The organism is Mesorhizobium sp. WSM4850 (assembly GCF_055811735.1).
This window is the reverse complement of sequence record NZ_JBVVPV010000001.1, coordinates 428,948-444,328: the sequence shown is the minus strand read 5'-3', so window position 1 is coordinate 444,328 and position 15,381 is coordinate 428,948. Positions and strand designations below refer to the sequence as shown.

General features: G+C 57.4%; 13 protein-coding genes. 1 reads left to right on the top strand and 12 read right to left on the bottom strand.

Annotated features, from left to right (window positions below):
• The 10 genes from AC0L2Z_RS02125 to AC0L2Z_RS02080 form a co-directional block, all read right to left on the bottom strand.
• Positions 1 to 1,317: a flippase gene (locus tag AC0L2Z_RS02125; protein WP_473626454.1), complete on the bottom strand. Its 1,317-nt coding sequence runs from the start codon at positions 1,315 to 1,317 to the stop codon at positions 1 to 3.
• Positions 1,318 to 1,468: 151 nt separating this feature from the next.
• Positions 1,469 to 2,722 (bottom strand): glycosyltransferase, encoded by a 1,254-nt coding sequence (locus tag AC0L2Z_RS02120; protein WP_473626452.1) that lies wholly within the window; start codon positions 2,720 to 2,722, stop codon positions 1,469 to 1,471.
• Positions 2,723 to 2,831: 109 nt separating this feature from the next.
• Complete coding sequence (locus tag AC0L2Z_RS02115; protein WP_473626451.1) at positions 2,832 to 3,584, bottom strand: FkbM family methyltransferase; 753 nt, start codon at positions 3,582 to 3,584, stop codon at positions 2,832 to 2,834.
• 250 nt (positions 3,585 to 3,834) lie between these two features.
• Positions 3,835 to 4,788 carry a UDP-glucuronic acid decarboxylase family protein gene (locus AC0L2Z_RS02110; RefSeq protein ID WP_473626450.1) on the bottom strand — a complete coding sequence of 318 codons (954 nt, stop codon included), beginning with the start codon at positions 4,786 to 4,788 and terminating at the stop codon, positions 3,835 to 3,837.
• A gap of 212 nt (positions 4,789 to 5,000) precedes the next feature.
• The gene (locus AC0L2Z_RS02105; RefSeq protein ID WP_473626449.1) at positions 5,001 to 5,759 is read right to left on the bottom strand and encodes a glycosyltransferase family 2 protein; all 759 of its coding nucleotides are present in this window, start codon (positions 5,757 to 5,759) and stop codon (positions 5,001 to 5,003) included.
• A 21-nt stretch (positions 5,760 to 5,780) separates the two neighbouring features.
• Complete coding sequence (gmd, locus tag AC0L2Z_RS02100) at positions 5,781 to 6,875, bottom strand: GDP-mannose 4,6-dehydratase (RefSeq protein ID WP_473626448.1); 1,095 nt, start codon at positions 6,873 to 6,875, stop codon at positions 5,781 to 5,783.
• 159 nt (positions 6,876 to 7,034) lie between these two features.
• Positions 7,035 to 8,312: a sugar transferase gene (locus tag AC0L2Z_RS02095; RefSeq protein ID WP_473626447.1), complete on the bottom strand. Its 1,278-nt coding sequence runs from the start codon at positions 8,310 to 8,312 to the stop codon at positions 7,035 to 7,037.
• 39 nt (positions 8,313 to 8,351) lie between these two features.
• Positions 8,352 to 9,671 (bottom strand): UDP-glucose dehydrogenase family protein, encoded by a 1,320-nt coding sequence (locus AC0L2Z_RS02090; RefSeq protein WP_473626446.1) that lies wholly within the window; start codon positions 9,669 to 9,671, stop codon positions 8,352 to 8,354.
• A gap of 142 nt (positions 9,672 to 9,813) precedes the next feature.
• Positions 9,814 to 10,377 carry a transcription termination/antitermination protein NusG gene (gene nusG / locus AC0L2Z_RS02085; RefSeq protein ID WP_473626445.1) on the bottom strand — a complete coding sequence of 188 codons (564 nt, stop codon included), beginning with the start codon at positions 10,375 to 10,377 and terminating at the stop codon, positions 9,814 to 9,816.
• Positions 10,378 to 10,805: 428 nt separating this feature from the next.
• Positions 10,806 to 11,390, bottom strand: a complete 585-nt coding sequence (locus tag AC0L2Z_RS02080) for a biotin transporter BioY (protein WP_473626443.1) — start codon at positions 11,388 to 11,390, stop codon at positions 10,806 to 10,808.
• Positions 11,391 to 11,515: 125 nt separating this feature from the next.
• Here AC0L2Z_RS02080 and AC0L2Z_RS02075 point away from each other — a divergent pair, with 125 nt between their 5' ends.
• Entirely contained in the window at positions 11,516 to 12,424 is a 909-nt protein-coding gene (locus tag AC0L2Z_RS02075; protein ID WP_473626442.1) for an MBL fold metallo-hydrolase, read from the top strand.
• 81 nt (positions 12,425 to 12,505) lie between these two features.
• On the opposite strand, the gene AC0L2Z_RS02070 is transcribed toward AC0L2Z_RS02075, so the two are convergent.
• Both AC0L2Z_RS02070 and AC0L2Z_RS02065 read right to left on the bottom strand, forming a co-directional pair.
• A complete protein-coding gene (locus AC0L2Z_RS02070; protein WP_473626441.1) occupies positions 12,506 to 13,333 on the bottom strand; it encodes a DUF5681 domain-containing protein in 828 nt (275 codons plus the stop codon).
• Positions 13,330 to 14,715, bottom strand: coding sequence for a site-specific DNA-methyltransferase (locus AC0L2Z_RS02065; protein ID WP_473626440.1), 1,386 nt, complete (start codon positions 14,713 to 14,715; stop codon positions 13,330 to 13,332). The genes AC0L2Z_RS02070 and AC0L2Z_RS02065 overlap by 4 nt, the downstream gene beginning before the upstream one ends.
• Between the last annotated feature and the right edge of the window lie 666 nt (positions 14,716 to 15,381).

Sequence of the window (15,381 nt, the reverse complement as noted above, 5' to 3'; positions counted from 1 at the left end):
TCAGCCATTCCTCAATTTTCGGTAGAGTGTCATTAGTTTTCGGATGCCGCGCCACGGTTGAAACAACGATCTGGTCATCATGCGGAAGATCGGCTGTGTGTCGGAGGACAAGAGCAAGGCGAAGTAGGATGCGGCCGCGTAGGAGAAAAGGGTCGCAGCTGCCGCTCCTATGCCCCCAAATTGGGGAATGAGCACTAGGTTCAGCCCAACGTTGAGCAGCGCCCCGGCGCCCTGGGTCATCATAGAGAACTTGGCCATGTTCTTGATAATCACCCAACGACTAAAGCCTTGGCGTAGGAATATGAACGGCAACGACAATACGTGAACCAGAAAGATCGGGACAGCGGGGGAGTAGGATGGACCCATGGCAAGATTGATCGTTAGCGGGCCTAGAGCGAACAGGCCGACCAGCACGATCAGCGCCGAGGTCGCGAGAATGTCGAACAAATCCTGCAGGCGTTCCGCGAATGCCGCGGGATCCCCGGCATTTATCTGCACAAGTTTTGGAAAAGCCGTGCCGACGATCGCCGCCGGGATGAAATAAAGCGCCTCGGAGAGGAGCGATGCAATTGAGTATATGCCGACCGTTTCGGGGCCTTGCATGGCCCGCAGCATCACCTGATCTATCTTAAGATAGATGACTGCGAACATGGATCCTACGAAGATCATCACGCCCTCGCCAAGCATAGTCCTGGCCCGCTTCCGCGAGAAGGACCAGCTGCCTGGCGCCGGACCTCCATGCCGCAGGAACATTACGATCAGCAGTATGGCTCCGATCGCCGCGCCTAGGGTCTGGCCCACTCCCACGGCGACCACTCCCGCACCGGCGAGAACGGCGCCCACCTTGAATGCTCCCCCCGCCACCACGCCGGCGAGGTTGGAAACCACGGCATAGCGCGCCTCGACTCGCGAGCGGAACCAATTGCCCAGCACCGCGCTGATGGGCTGCATGGCAACGGCAAGGCTTGCCAGCACGAACAGCCAGCGTTCCTCGGGAAGATTACCGGGCATCAGCAGCCCGAACGTCAGGAGCCCCAGGACGGCCACAGCGAAGCCGGCGCCCTTCATGACGAACGCAATGCCAAGCGTTTCGGATTGCATCCGGCGCGAATCGAGCAGTTCACGAATCAGAAGTCCGTCCAGCCCCATATGGCCAATGATCCCGAACAAGGCGACCATGGACATGACATAGGCGTACATTCCAAAATCTTCGGGCCCCAGATATCGCGCGACGACGACTGTGACCAGAAGGCCCAGGATCCGCGCAACGAGGCTGTCGGCCATCATCCACGCGCTGTTGAAGAAATAGCTCTTCATACAATCGAAGCGGCATGCGTCGATGCAAGAAAACGTGTGACCTTGGAGGGCGCGCTGCCAGCCAGGCAATCCGGCGGAATGTCGAGGACGCTCCGCGCCGCGATTATGGAGCGCGCGCCAATCCTCACCCCCTCAGGACGGTCGCCGCGGGTCATGCTTGATTGCCACTCAACAAAGATTCATACAGGTCAATATAGAGACGAGCGATAGCCTCTGGTGAGTATCTGTCGATTACGGTGGCGCGTGCTCTCAGTCCAAAATTCTGTAACAATGGAACTGGCAGGGCTCGTGCCGTCTCAACAGCGGCCACTACTGCGTCAGCGTCACCGTGCTTTGCCAGCCATCCGGTCTGCCCGTGACTGATAATCTCCTCGGCTGGCGTTTTTACGAGCCCGATGACGGGAGTTCCGCATGCCATTGCCTCGACCGTGACCTTGCCGAACGACTCCTGAAGTGAGGGCATTACAAACACGTCGGCCGCCGAATATATCTGGTTTAGAATGACATCGTCGCGGAGGAGGCCAAAACTGGTGCAGTTTTCAGGCACCGGATCGACGAGTTCTGCAAGGCCATTTCCAAACAGACACCAATGAACGTTTTTGTCTTCTCGATATATATTGAGCAGGTGCCGCATGATATCCGCGCCTTTGCGCGGATCGGCCAAATTCAAAGCACCAGTGGCGATAACGAATTTCTTCGCCGGGAGTCCCAATGCGCTACGCGCCTGCGCCTTGTCCATTGCGCGAAGCTGGCTCATTTGAACACTGTTTGGGATTACATGTATTTGTCGCTCGCTCAGGGCCACACTCCTACGCGCCTGCTCGGCAATCGTGTTGCTGATCGCGACGAATACCGATTGTGGGCCGTAGTGCTCGGCCTTAAAGGCAATATCGTCAGATGTAATCTTTTCGTCCCCTCCACCCAGGAGTGGGCATTGGCCGCAACCACTGGCATATTTCTCGCACGGACCAGAGAAATGACAGCCGCCGGTGAACGGCCACATGTCGCGAAGCGTCCAGACCACCGGACGTTTTTCGCGCCCAATTGCGCGCCAGAATGCCGGCCCAAGCGTGGGCGCGTGGGCCCACTGGACATGGATAACATCAGCCCTTCGATATTCCGGCGAATTGTGCAGGCGGAGGCCGTGAGAGATGGGATGAAAATTCGGCGGGATCACGCCGAATTGCCGCATCAAATGCCACATGTAGACACGGTTCTTAACGCCGACAGGCAGGCGTTGCAGCAAAGGAACTCTTCTGGCGAACAAGTCCTCTGGAAGGTCCCGCTCAACCCTCCCTAGGATGCGTGAACGGATTCCTGCATCCAATAAGGCTTCGTGCACGGCGCGGATTCCTCGACCCGCACCAGTGTTGAGCGCGCAGCCAACAATCTGAACGACGTTCATGGTATTCGAACAATCCGTGCGGCCCGTTCCATTCGTTGCTTGGATCGTCGGAAAGTTCCTGATTGGAGCTGGGTTCACTCTCGAACCAGCCGGCTCATTGTTCAAAGTCTCAAGCCTGGCTTGGACGAAAATACAACGCATCAATCTGTGTTAGTCGCTGCGTCTGCGGATTTCTATACCCTTGCCAGACGTCCCACAGTTCGAACCCACTGCCGCCAATGAGTTGATGCACCTCCTGCGCCGTCGCCTGACCTGTATAGAGCTCGACCAGCGACAGTTCGGTTAGGATGCCTCGCAGTTGCGGCAATACCGCGGAGGCACCTGCAAGAACAGCAGCTTCGCCGCCCTGCACGTCAAGTTTTAAGAACGCTCGCTTGCCAGCAAGATCGATCATATTTGCGAAGGAATCGAGCCGCTCTGTCTTGACCTCGATCCGTTTGGCGACGGCCACCTGAGGGGTATGTTCCACGAACGACTCGCGCGGCTCGTGCAGCGAGCTGCTCGTCGATGCTTCCGTAACATGGAACGTAGCCGACCCGGTGGTGTCGCTCAGCGCAACAGCCGGTCCCACTATCCAGCGCCGGCCTGACGCCTTAGTCGTGCGCATGAGTTCGGAATGTGCGTCTGGCAGTGGTTCAAACGAAATCATCGAGCCTTGGAACCCCGCCGCAAACAGCATTGTACCAAACTGGCCTTTGTTGGCGCCGACATCGATAACGAGATCGACTTCATGCATGCGAAGGAAATGCACCAAACGCAAATCATCGCGCGAATTGACGCCATTCAGACGGACTTCAAGCCCGAACCGCCGCCCAACGTCGCGCAACTGTACCTTCGTTTTGTTACTCAGAGATTGCAGCATGTGAACAGCCCTAGATCGAACCTGAGAAAACCTACCGCAGGAAACACCTGCGCTGTCAACCTATGACGTTACCCGCTCTCCATAAGTCCTGCGCGGCCTTCGGACGCACCTAGGGAGCATCGAACCATTAGCATTTTGTGCGCGATCCTGCGCCTTTCCCGAGGAATTACCTTGCGCGCAAAATGGCCTCGCGGCATGTAGGCATTACTACGCGACTTGACGCCTCATAAACGCACTTTTACATTAAAATCTACGAAATAGACTTGAAGTACTCTGTTGTTTTTCTTAAGCCTTCATCCAATTTTACCTTAGGCTCCCATTTAAGATTCTCCCTGGCCAGAGTGATGTCCGGGCGTCGGCGCGTCGGATCATCGGCAGGAAGAGGCTGACGAACTAATTTTGAACGAGAGCCGGTGATTTCCAGGACAGCTTCTGCAAGCTCCACCATCGTATATTCAACTGGATTACCCAGGTTGATCGGCCCGGTAACCGTGGCATCCGTATCCATCAACCGGACAAATGCTTCGATAAGGTCGTCGACATAGCAAAATGAGCGAGTTTGGCTCCCGTCGCCGTACAGGGTAATGTCTTCACCGGCCAAGGCTTGCGATATGAAGTTTGAGACGACCCTGCCGTCCCTTAGGTGCATGCGGGGACCATAGGTGTTGAATATTCGCGCAACTTTGATGTCTACGCTATGTTGCCTGTGATAGTCGAAAAATAACGTCTCGGCACACCGCTTTCCCTCGTCGTAGCAAGAACGCGGGCCGATCGGATTAACGTTTCCCCAATATGCCTCGGTTTGCGGATGCACGACCGGATCTCCATACACTTCGCTGGTTGAAGCCTGCATGATTTTGCACTTCAAGCGCTTAGCCAGGCCCAGCATGTTGATCGCCCCGTGTACGGAGGTCTTCGTCGTTTGCACCGGATCGTGCTGATAGTGAATTGGCGACGCAGGGCAGGCCAGATTATAAATTTCATCCACTTCGACATATAACGGGAAACATACGTCGTGGCGCATAAATTCAAAACGTGGGTGATTGTGAAGGTGGTCGATGTTTCGCTTTGTGCCGGTAAACAGATTGTCCACGCAAATGATCTCGTGACCTTGGGACAACAGCTTGTCTATCAAATGAGACCCCAGAAAACCGGCGCCACCAGTCACTAGAATGCGTTTGCGGCTATCATAAATACGGGCCATTTGTGCCTACTCGCTGAGGTTAAGATGATGCTGAAGCAATCCGGCTCAGCTCGGTCCGCCCATTGTGTCTGGCAGATAAAACCATGTTGCGCGTTGACGCCGCTGAAGGACCAACTGCCAATGTACTGTCCATCCAAATTCCTGGCATGCAGAAACCGGCAGTCGGCGTCACTATATCCATCACCGCCGAAAAGAAGTCAGCGCAACGCAAGCTACGATCCAATTCGTGCTGCAATGAACTGGCCGACCTTGCGAGCCGGCTTCGCGACCAGCGCGTAGTCGAGGGGCCCGGACCCAAGCCAACGGCGTCGAGACCGCAGCGCTTCCAGATTGTGCCCGATGTGCGAACGGAAGCTCCTTGTGCTGGCCCCGCCAACCATCATGTCCACCAACACGTGGCTGGTTGCAGTGGTCTCGAATCCGTGGAGTTCAACAGCTCTCAACATCCAATCATAATCCGATGCCACTTTGAGGCCGAGATCGAATGCACCGACCGCGTCCGCAACCTTCCGCTTGACGTAGAACGTTGGATGGGCCGGCATCCATCCGGTCCGAAAGCCCTTGGCGGGTCGGGCCGCAGCACGCCAACGGCGTACGACCCGCTTGCCCAGATGGTCTTCAACAAAATCCAGATCACCATGCACGATGTCGGCTGTCTCGAGCCCTGCCGATATCCGTCCCAGCACTGTGCGATCGTGAAAGCAATCGTCTGAATTCAGCACGCCTACCGCGTCTCCGGTATAGAGACGCAGCCCCTTGTTGAGTGCATCATACATTCCGCTGTCGGGCTCGCTGATCAGCCGGATCTGGTCCGGTGGGTAGGACCGGACTATTGACAACGTCTCGTCCGACGAATTGCCGTCGATGACCACCAGTTCCTTGTCGCGATGATCCTGGGCCAGGAAGCTATCGATCGTATGCCGGATCGTCGCCGCAGAGTTCCAACAGACCGTCAAGACCGAGATTTTCATGTCGACCCGGCCCAACGTCGCTTACTGTGCCGCAACGCGAATGCGATCCTCGTCCAGGCGCCGGTGTTCGGATTCCCGTCCTACCGTTTCGAGGTCGGACTGAACCATTTCCTGGACCATCGCATCGAGCGAGGTTGTTGCCTTCCACCCGAGAACGCGCTCCGCTTTCGAAGGATCGCCGATCAGCAGCTCAACTTCGGTCGGCCTGAAATAGCGCGGATCCACCTCGATCAAGACAGCGCCTGATTTTGCATCGACGCCTTTTTCGTCAATACCGGAACCAACCCACTCGATCTCGATCCCGACCTCGCTGAATGCAAGCTCGACAAAGCGGCGGACCGAATTCTTTACGCCGGTTGCAAGGACGTAGTCGTCCGGTACTTCATGCTGAAGGATTCTCCACATGCCTTCGACGTAATCGCGGGCATGGCCCCAATCCCGTTCAGCCGACAGATTGCCGAGGTAGAGCTTGTCCTGGAGGCCGAGCCTGATTGCAGCAGCCGCGCGCGTGATCTTGCGGGTAACGAACGTCTCGCCGCGCATCGGGCTTTCGTGATTGAACAGGATGCCGTTGGAAGCATGGATATCGTAAGCTTCGCGGTAATTCACGGTGATCCAGTAGGCGTAGATCTTTGCCGCCGCATATGGCGACCGAGGATAGAAAGGCGTCGTCTCCCGTTGCGGGATCTCCTGCACCTTGCCGTAGAGCTCGGAAGTCGACGCCTGATAAAAACGCGTCTTTTTCGTCAGGCCAAGCAGCCGGATGGCTTCGAGGAGACGCAATGTGCCGATCGCGTCGGCGTTCGCGGTATATTCCGCGGTCTCGAAGCTAACCTGGACATGCGATTGTGCGGCGAGATTGTAGATCTCGTCCGGCTGCACTTCCTGGACGATACGGATCAGGTTGGTGGCGTCGGTCATGTCTCCATAATGCAGCGACAGCCTTACGTCCTTCTCGTGCGGATCCTGGTAGAGATTATCGATGCGACCGGTGTTGAACGACGAGGAACGCCGCTTGATGCCATGGACATCATAACCCTTTGCCAGAAGAAGTTCCGCCAGATAGGCGCCATCCTGCCCGGTGATGCCGGTAATGAGGGCGGTCTTCCTGGTCATAGTGCTTCTCCGAGGTCGATACGACGATATTTCTCAACGCTAGTCAGCGTGGCTTTAGACATTACAAATTCCCATTTCAAAAAGCTGGTGGCTATCCCAACGTTGTGAGATTCGAGCGCGGCGGCTCAGCTACACCGGCTACCGATCTTTGCCGCGTTGTCAACGCGCGCCAAAACCTGTCAGCATGGTTCGGATGGTACGAAACACAATCAGCACGTCGAGCCAAGGGGAGAAATTCTTGATGTAGTAGAAGTCGTAGTGAAGTTTTTCCAGAACATCGTCCACGGCCGCAACGTGGCCCTGATTGACTTGCGCCCACCCCGTAATGCCAGGCCGAACGATGTGCCGGTATCGATAGAATGGCAGCTCGGCCTCGTACCACTTAGAGAGTACGAGTGCTTCCGGCCGCGGTCCGATCCAGCTCATCTCGCCGCGCAGGATGTTGAAGGCTTGCGGCAATTCATCGATCCTGGATTTTCTCAAGAATTGCCCAAGGCGTGTAATGCGCGCATCGCCGGGCTTTGTGATGGCCTCTTCCTTTTTATCGACAACCGCGGCGCCGAGTTTCATCGTCCGAAATTTGTAAACCTCGTAGATATTTCCTCTGTACCCCATTCTTTTTTGCTTGAATAAGGCCGGACCAGCTGAGTCAAATTTTATCGCTGCCGCTACGAACAAGAGCAATGGCGAAAAACCCACCAGAATAACTAGTGCCGCAATCCAGTCAGCCGCCTGTTTGATCTTTAAATATGCCTGGTTAGGGTTCAGAGATCCCAAGGTATTTTCGGAAAGGTGTTGTATTTCCACTCGGCCTGTAAGCGATTCGCTGATTTGTTTGACGTGGTAGACCGGCGTTCCCGAGAGCGCGCGATCGGCAATATACCGCTCCCATTCATCCGAAAGATCGGCTCGAAGATCGGCCACCACACCGCTGGCATGTTCGACAATCGTCTCGGGCGACTGAATCCGGTGCCAACGAACGCCTGGTATGCTTTGCAGCCTATCGACATCTCCACCGGGGATTACTGCCAGCCGGTATGGGTCGAGCCGACGCGTGGCCAAGCTCAGACCAAAATACCACAATGTCGACTGAAAGAGACTCGCCGCGGCCTGGAAGCGGCTATAGTCGAACCTGAAAAAGAAGATGGCCATGAATACGAGGCCATAGGTCAGCGCGAAGGTGGGCAGGATGTAACCCGTCGCTGCCACGCCAGGAAAATTGCCGATCCGCTTATAAAACAAATAGCCTGCTGTGTGAGCGATAAATGCCGCCACAATCGTGACCTGCATGTTGGAAGAGTAGATCACGCCGTAACCAAACGACATCCGAATAAGCGCAGGAATCAGGATAGCGAACGTCAATCCGCCCAACAACTGAAAGCGCATCCGAAGCAGAAGATGCCTCTGCCTGGGCAGGTTGATAGTGGTGGTGTTCAAATTGCCACTCGCGAGTCGGGTCCCGCGAAAACCTGACGTTCACTTAACAAGATGCCGCTCTCGGCCAACGCTCGAATAGGCTATGCCTTCCTTCACGACATCCTCACCTCGGTAAACGTTTCGAAGGTCAACCATCACTGGCATCGCCATGAGTGCACGGAGCCGCTTGAGATCCAATGACCGAAAGGCATTCCACTCGGTGACGATCACTATCGCATGGGAGCCGTCGGCTACCGCGTAGGCGCTGTCCCCGAATTCAATGCCCTCGATCAACTTGCTCGCCTGCTCCATGCCGACCGGATCATACGCCTTGATCGAAGCGCCCGCGTCCTTCAGCGCCTGAATGATGGCTAATGAGGGGGCGTCGCGCATATCGTCGGTGTTTGGCTTGAACGTAAGGCCGAGGACACCAATGGTCTTGCCGCGAACCGAGCCCCCGCAGGCATCGACCACTTTGCGCGCCATCGCCCGTTTACGCTGGTCGTTTATCGAGACCGTCGTTTCAATAAGCCGGATGGGACTTGCCGCGTCCTGCGCGGTCTTGACCAGCGCCAGCGTATCTTTCGGGAAACAGGAGCCGCCGTAGCCCGGCCCCGCGTGAAGAAACTTTGCGCCGATGCGATTGTCCATGCCGATGCCCCGCGCGACGTCCTGCACATCGGCTCCCAACCGCTCGCAGAGATCGGCAATTTCGTTGATGAAGGTGATCTTCATCGCCAGAAATGCATTCCCTGCATATTTGGTAAGCTCCGCCGTACGTCGGCTCGTATAGAAAATCGGCGCTGCATTCAGCGAGAGCGGACGGTAGACCTCGCCCATCACTGCCTTGGCCCCTGTGGCGTCGGTCCCCACAATGATGCGATCAGGTCGCTTGAAATCGTCGATCGCCGATCCCTCGCGAAGAAATTCCGGATTGGAGACCACCGCAAAATCGGCCGTTGGATTCTGCTCGCGGATAATTCGCTCGACGTCGTCACCAGTACCAACAGGCACCGTCGATTTTGTCACAACGACCGTAAATCCCTTCAGCGCCCGGCCTACTTCGGCCGCCGCGTCATAAACAAAGGATAGATCGGCAAAACCGTCGCCACGTCGCGACGGCGTGCCCACGGCAATGAAGACGGCATCCGATTGAGAAACCGCGTCCGCCAGATTGTCGTCGAAACGCAAGCGACCTTGCAAAGTGTTGGTCGTGACGAGCTCTTCGAGCCCTGGCTCATAGATTGGTATCTTGCCACCCTTGAGCATGGCAAGCTTTTCTGGATCGCGATCGATGCAGCAGACCTGATGGCCAAAGTCGGCGAAACAGGCGCCCGAGACAAGCCCAACATAACCGGCACCAATCATTGTTATTCGCATGCCACATACTCCCAATCGGCGCGGATGAGGCGATCTCGCAGAGCGCAAGTCTTACCAACCGACGGCTACCGCACTCCAGGGTGAATCCCCGAGAGCGGATACCACAACAATTACATCACGGCGCCTTGATGGTGGCGCTACGCTACGCGATCGCGACGAGTTCCCTTGAATCCATGTCAACAGGGATCTCGCCATTCATGATGGCAACCAGAACCCGGGCCCTTCCAGCCGGGTCGAGCCGGTCAAGTCGGCCGATCATCTCCGCGAAAGGGCCCGAGAGAATCCGAACCGAGGCGCCCGCAGCAAGGCCTCCTCTGAAATCAAGCAGGCCGTCCTTGCCGGTCAGCGCAATGAACCGCTCCACCAGCCCCGACGGGACCGGGAATGGCCGCTCGCCCTGCATGATGAGGGAGCGCACACCGAACGTTCCATTGACCGAGCGCCACCGCTGCAGCGCCACATCGAGGGCGATGAACATGTAACCTGGAAAATAGGCCGCCGGTCTCGTCTCGATGCGCCGGGCATGACGTGTGGTCTTCTCGCAACGAGGCGTAAACGGGTGAAACCCCTGTATCCGGAGATGCCGTTCGGCGACGTCTTCTTTTCCCGGAAATACGCTGGCGGCATACCAGCGTGCTGCGGTGCCGGTTGCGGGCCGTTGCAACGATACAGTCCTCTTCCCTGTTGTTTTTTCCGGGCTGGTCACGCGACTCGCTCTCGGCGGTTTTCGGCATGGTTGACGGCAAGGGTTACGACAGCGCGAAGATACCAGCAAGCAACCATCTCGCGAGAATCAAGCTTGGTCGAAAAAATCCTGTTAATTGTCCACTACTTTAGCTGCAGCTAAAGTCATCGCGCCGCTTTCTTTTTTAGCTATCCAGCAGCGGTATCGAGCAATTGTGTCGATATGTAGCTGCCTGGTTACGCTGACTCGCGACGAACCGCTGGCTCTTCTGGTCCTTAATCAGTCGATTTGAACATTGTGTGACGGTGTCGTTAGCAAAGTGTTACCGACCGCTTGGCGGCGGCTTGCTTTGACGAGAACTCGAGGCAGGCCGTCGCTGAAACGGCACCCATTCCACGATCTGTGGTTGCGTGCTCGATCAGTGCCGCGCCCGATCTGTCGACCAGAGTTCAGGAGCGTTTGAGCAGCGACCAGACGGCCGGCACAAGGCTCGCCGCCAGGCCGACCTTGATCAGATCGCCGACGATGAACGGCACGACGCCGAACTGCCATGACTTTTCCGGGCCGATGAGCAGCGCCAGCCAGGCAAAGCCCATCGCCATCATGACGATTTCGGCAACCAGCATCGCGTTGAAAAGCTTGACCGGATGGCGATCCCAGCCACGATCGGCGGCCCAGCCAACGATCGCCGCCATGACCACGAAGCCGGCAAGATAGCCGCCGGTCGAGCCGAGCATGTAGGCAAGGCCGATGCCCTTTTCCGGCGTGCCCTGGAAGACCGGCAAGCCCATCGCGCCCTCCGCCATGTAGAGAAGCAGCGTGGCGACGCCGAGGCGCATGCCGAATGCAGCTGATATCAGGAACACGGCCAGGGTCTGCATCGAGATGTCGACCGGTCCGAGCAAGACCCTGGTCTTGGCCGACAAGGTCAGCACCAGTGTTCCAACGATCGCCAGCGAAAGCTGCGTCGCCAGGCGGGCCGCGCCCTTTTCAGGCAGAGCGAGAGAAACAAGCGGCGTCGTTGCAATTGCCATGGTCTTCCTCATTGCGGACTGCCGCAGATCGCGGCCTTGCGTTTTCCTATATTGGCTTCCGTGTTATGCGGCAATCGGTTTTGCCGACATCGGTTTTGCCGCCTCTGGAACAGGGCTGAACTGCCATGGCGCTGAAATTCGACACAGACTTCGACCCGGCCTACGGCCAGGGCGTGAAGGTTGCGCCTGACGTGGTTCGGATCACCGCGAAAAATCCCAGCCCGTTCACATTCTACGGCACCAACAGCTACATCGTCGGGCGCGAGACGCTGGCGGTGGTCGATCCCGGGCCGGATGACGAGGCGCATCTCAAGACACTGCTCGAGGTGATCGCAGACAGGCCGGTCAGCCACATTTTCGTCAGCCACACGCATCGCGACCATTCTCCGCTGGCAGCGCGGTTGAAGCAGCACACCGGTGCGATTGTCCTGGCCGAGGGTCCGCATCGGCCGGCGAGGCCGCTGCGCATAGGCGAAATCAATCCGCTCGACGCCAGCGCCGACACCGCCTTCAATCCCGATGCCGCGCTTCCCGACGATATGGTGGTCGACGGCGACGGCTGGGCGATCAGAACGGTGCTGACGCCGGGCCATACCGCCAATCATGCAGCCTTTGCGCTGGAAGGAACCGGTATCCTGTTCTCGGCCGATCATGTCATGGCCTGGGCGACCTCCATCGTCGCGCCGCCGGACGGCGCCATGGCCGACTATATGGCCTCGCTGGATCGGCTGGTCGGGCGCGACGACCGCCTGCTGCTGCCCGGCCATGGCGGGCCGGTGACCGCGCCGCGCAGCTTCATGCGCGAGTTGAAGTCGCATCGCAGGATGCGCGAGCAAGCGATCCTGGAGCGGATCAGAAGCGGCGACCGGACGATCAGGGAGATGGTCGCGGCGATCTATCACGATACCGATCCGCGCCTGCACGGCGCTGCCGGGCTGTCGGTGCTTGCCCATCTCGAGGACCTGGTGGCCCGCGGCCTGGTAAGCACCGACGACGACCCGGCGATCGACGGCATTTTCATCTCTATCGCGTAAGCACTATTCGGCCGTGGCCGTGTATTTGCCTCCAGCCGCACCGCTTCGGCGCGTTGCGGGCGCCCAGCTCGAAGGCAGGAGTCACGGTGCCCACGGAAACTTGAGCTCTATCGGCTCCTCCCAAAGATCGCGCGTTTCTATGAAACCCCACGGCCGAAATTTCTCACACATTTCTTCGGACTTGCTCTTGTGCGATTTGATTACATCTCTGTCCCTTTCAATAGCCTTCTTGAGGCGTCTCACCACCGAAGGCCTGGTTTCCTCCGCAAGCGCTTGCTCCGATACGGCAAGTCTGTTTTTGAAGACTTGGAGCATTTGGCGACAATCGTCTCGGAATTCCTCATAAAAGGCTATCGAACTGTCCTTCTCTTCCTTAGTCAACGGACCCACAATCCAGACCTCCCCATTCCGCTCATTTCGCAGGTCGAGGATAATTTGATCCGGATGCGGAATGATTTCAGGCAGCCCAGTTATGCCCAGCCGAGCGCGCCGCTCGAGCTCTTTCTCCGCGCGAATCTTGTAGTCCATCAGTGCTGAAATGTTTTCCCGTTCGATGCGCGCCCGTTCCCTTTCAGCGGTGAATAGAATCTCCGTGAACTGGCGCTGAGACCGCGGATCGCCCTTCATCGCATTGATGCCGATGGAGCGCACCACGGCCTGGGCGACTGGTGTCTTGATAGAGCGTTCGCCGTCGTTGATCTTGATGACGCGTTGAGCCTCGCTCAAGACGAGCGAAATGAGATCGCTGTCCTTGATCTTGTTTTTGGAGCCACGCGGGCGACCGGCAGGATTGCCGGAACGGCCGGGCCTGAACTTTCTCTCGGCAGGCGGCTTTCCATAGCCGACCTCATAATTCCGCTCCGGCTTGTCCGAAGGCGGTTCACTACCTCCACTGCGTGATTTACTCATTGTGCTGCCTCCTGGAATTTCGAAGTGATGCCTTCAACGATGCGGTTCGCTTCGTCCCTGGCGTACGTCTCCCAGCGTCGGATGATGCGATCGCAATAGATCGGGTCGAGTTCACACAGGAAGCCACGACGCCCTGTTTTTTCCGCAGCGATGAGGGTTGAGCCTGAGCCACCGAAGATATCGAGGATGATGTCGCCGCGGGCAGAGCAATCGTTGATGGCGTCGGCGATCATCTGAACCGGTTTGACCCTCGGATGGAGAGAAAGCTCGCCCATTCGGCCGGCCTTCGAGGTGTTGACGCTCTTGTGCTGCCAAACGTTGGTGCGGTGGTGCCCATGCTGGCCAACTTCGAAGGTGTTGATATGTGGCGCCTCGCCATTCTTGAATGCGAAGATCAGTTCGTGGCGGGAGCGGTAGAATTTGCCCGTCCCACCATTGTCCTTTGCCCAGACGATCAGATCTTTTAGGTCGGAATAGACACCGTCGCCGGCTTTGAGCATTTCGCCCATATGGTGCCAGTCCATGCAGATGAAATGTATGGAGCCGTCACACGAGTGACGCACGAGATTGCGAAACGAGGCGGCCAGGAAATCGGTGTACTCGGAAGAGGTCATCTCGTCCGAGCCGATGGCGAACTCGCGGTGCCTGGTCACTCCCGAGCCGCCGATCGGCCCCTGGATCTCCACTTTGTAGGGCGGATTGGAAAATACCATCCTTGCGATTTCGCCATCCATCACCGTGGCGATAACCTCGGCGTCGAGTGCGTTGCCGCAGATCAGCCGGTGCCGGCCAAGTTGCCAGACGTCGCCGGCCTTGCATCGCGGCGTGGCTTCTTCGGGCGGCGGCAAGGCATCGTCTTTTGGGTTGCCTTCCTCCTCGGGAACCAATCCTTCGACAAGATGGTGGATCTCGGCGACGGAGAAACCAGTGATCTCGGCGCTGAAGCCGAGGTCGACATCAACGTCGAGCAATGCCTGCAGCTCTTCAGCAAGCAGGTCTTGGTCCCAGCCCGCATTGAGTGCCAGCTTGTTGTCCGCCAGCACGAAGGCCCGCTTCTGTTGCGGGGTCATCGTATCTAACCGAACGCAAGGAATCCGGTTCATGCCCAGCAGCTTGCCCGCCTCCACCCGGCCATGGCCGGCCAGAATGGTGCCTTCCTGATCGAGCAGGACCGGATTGGCGAAACCGAATGTCTTGATGCTTTCGGCAATCTGCTTGACCTGCTTGCGCGAGTGGGTTCGGGCGTTGCGTGCATAAGGCTTCAGAGTGGCGACCTGGCGATACTCGATCTGCAGATCCTCGCCGTGGCCTCGGCCGCTATGGGGCGACTTTCCCTCACCACCATCCTGGGCCGATTTAGATATTCTATTTTTGTTCGTCATGTGTAATCCTTTTGTTCGTATCTGCGGCAAGCCCTCAGTTGGAACTGAGCGCCGGCACATCGCTGTAGACCACAACATACGCGAAGCGCGGACAGCGCCGAACGCGGGGCAACTGACCTAAAATGTGGTGATTCGTTCACCCGCGTCGTCGAATTTCTGTCCACCGACTTGGGCAGGTGGTGGATAGTGGGGATGAAGGGGATCAGGCTGATTTCGCTTGACAGCCGTCAAAGTGATTCGAGCCGAGATGCCAAATCGTGGGCTACAAGTGAATCCAGGGCCTGCAGAGGCTTCCACAGTTCGTCACAGAGTCCATCAAGGACAGGACAATTTCGTCGCCGCCCGATCCTGTGTGGCGAGCCCGCACGATGCTCCAAGAAAAGACAAAGCCATAAATTCCGCTCTCGCACGCCAGAGCGGCGTAGACGTCTCTGAATCCTTTGGTGCAAGTTGGCAACGTCGTTAAACAAGCGGGCCAACGGTCGCCAAGGGGCGCGGCACTTGAGAAAATCGCCGGCTAGCGACCGCCGCTCCATTCCTACAATTCGTCGTTAAGAAATCTCGTCACCGCCGTCCTATCCTGAGCATGCCAAAACATTTGCTCTGGTGTGCACTTCAAATCCTTTTCGCGCGGTTTTTGGCTGCCGCCAAGGTGGAACTTCGTCG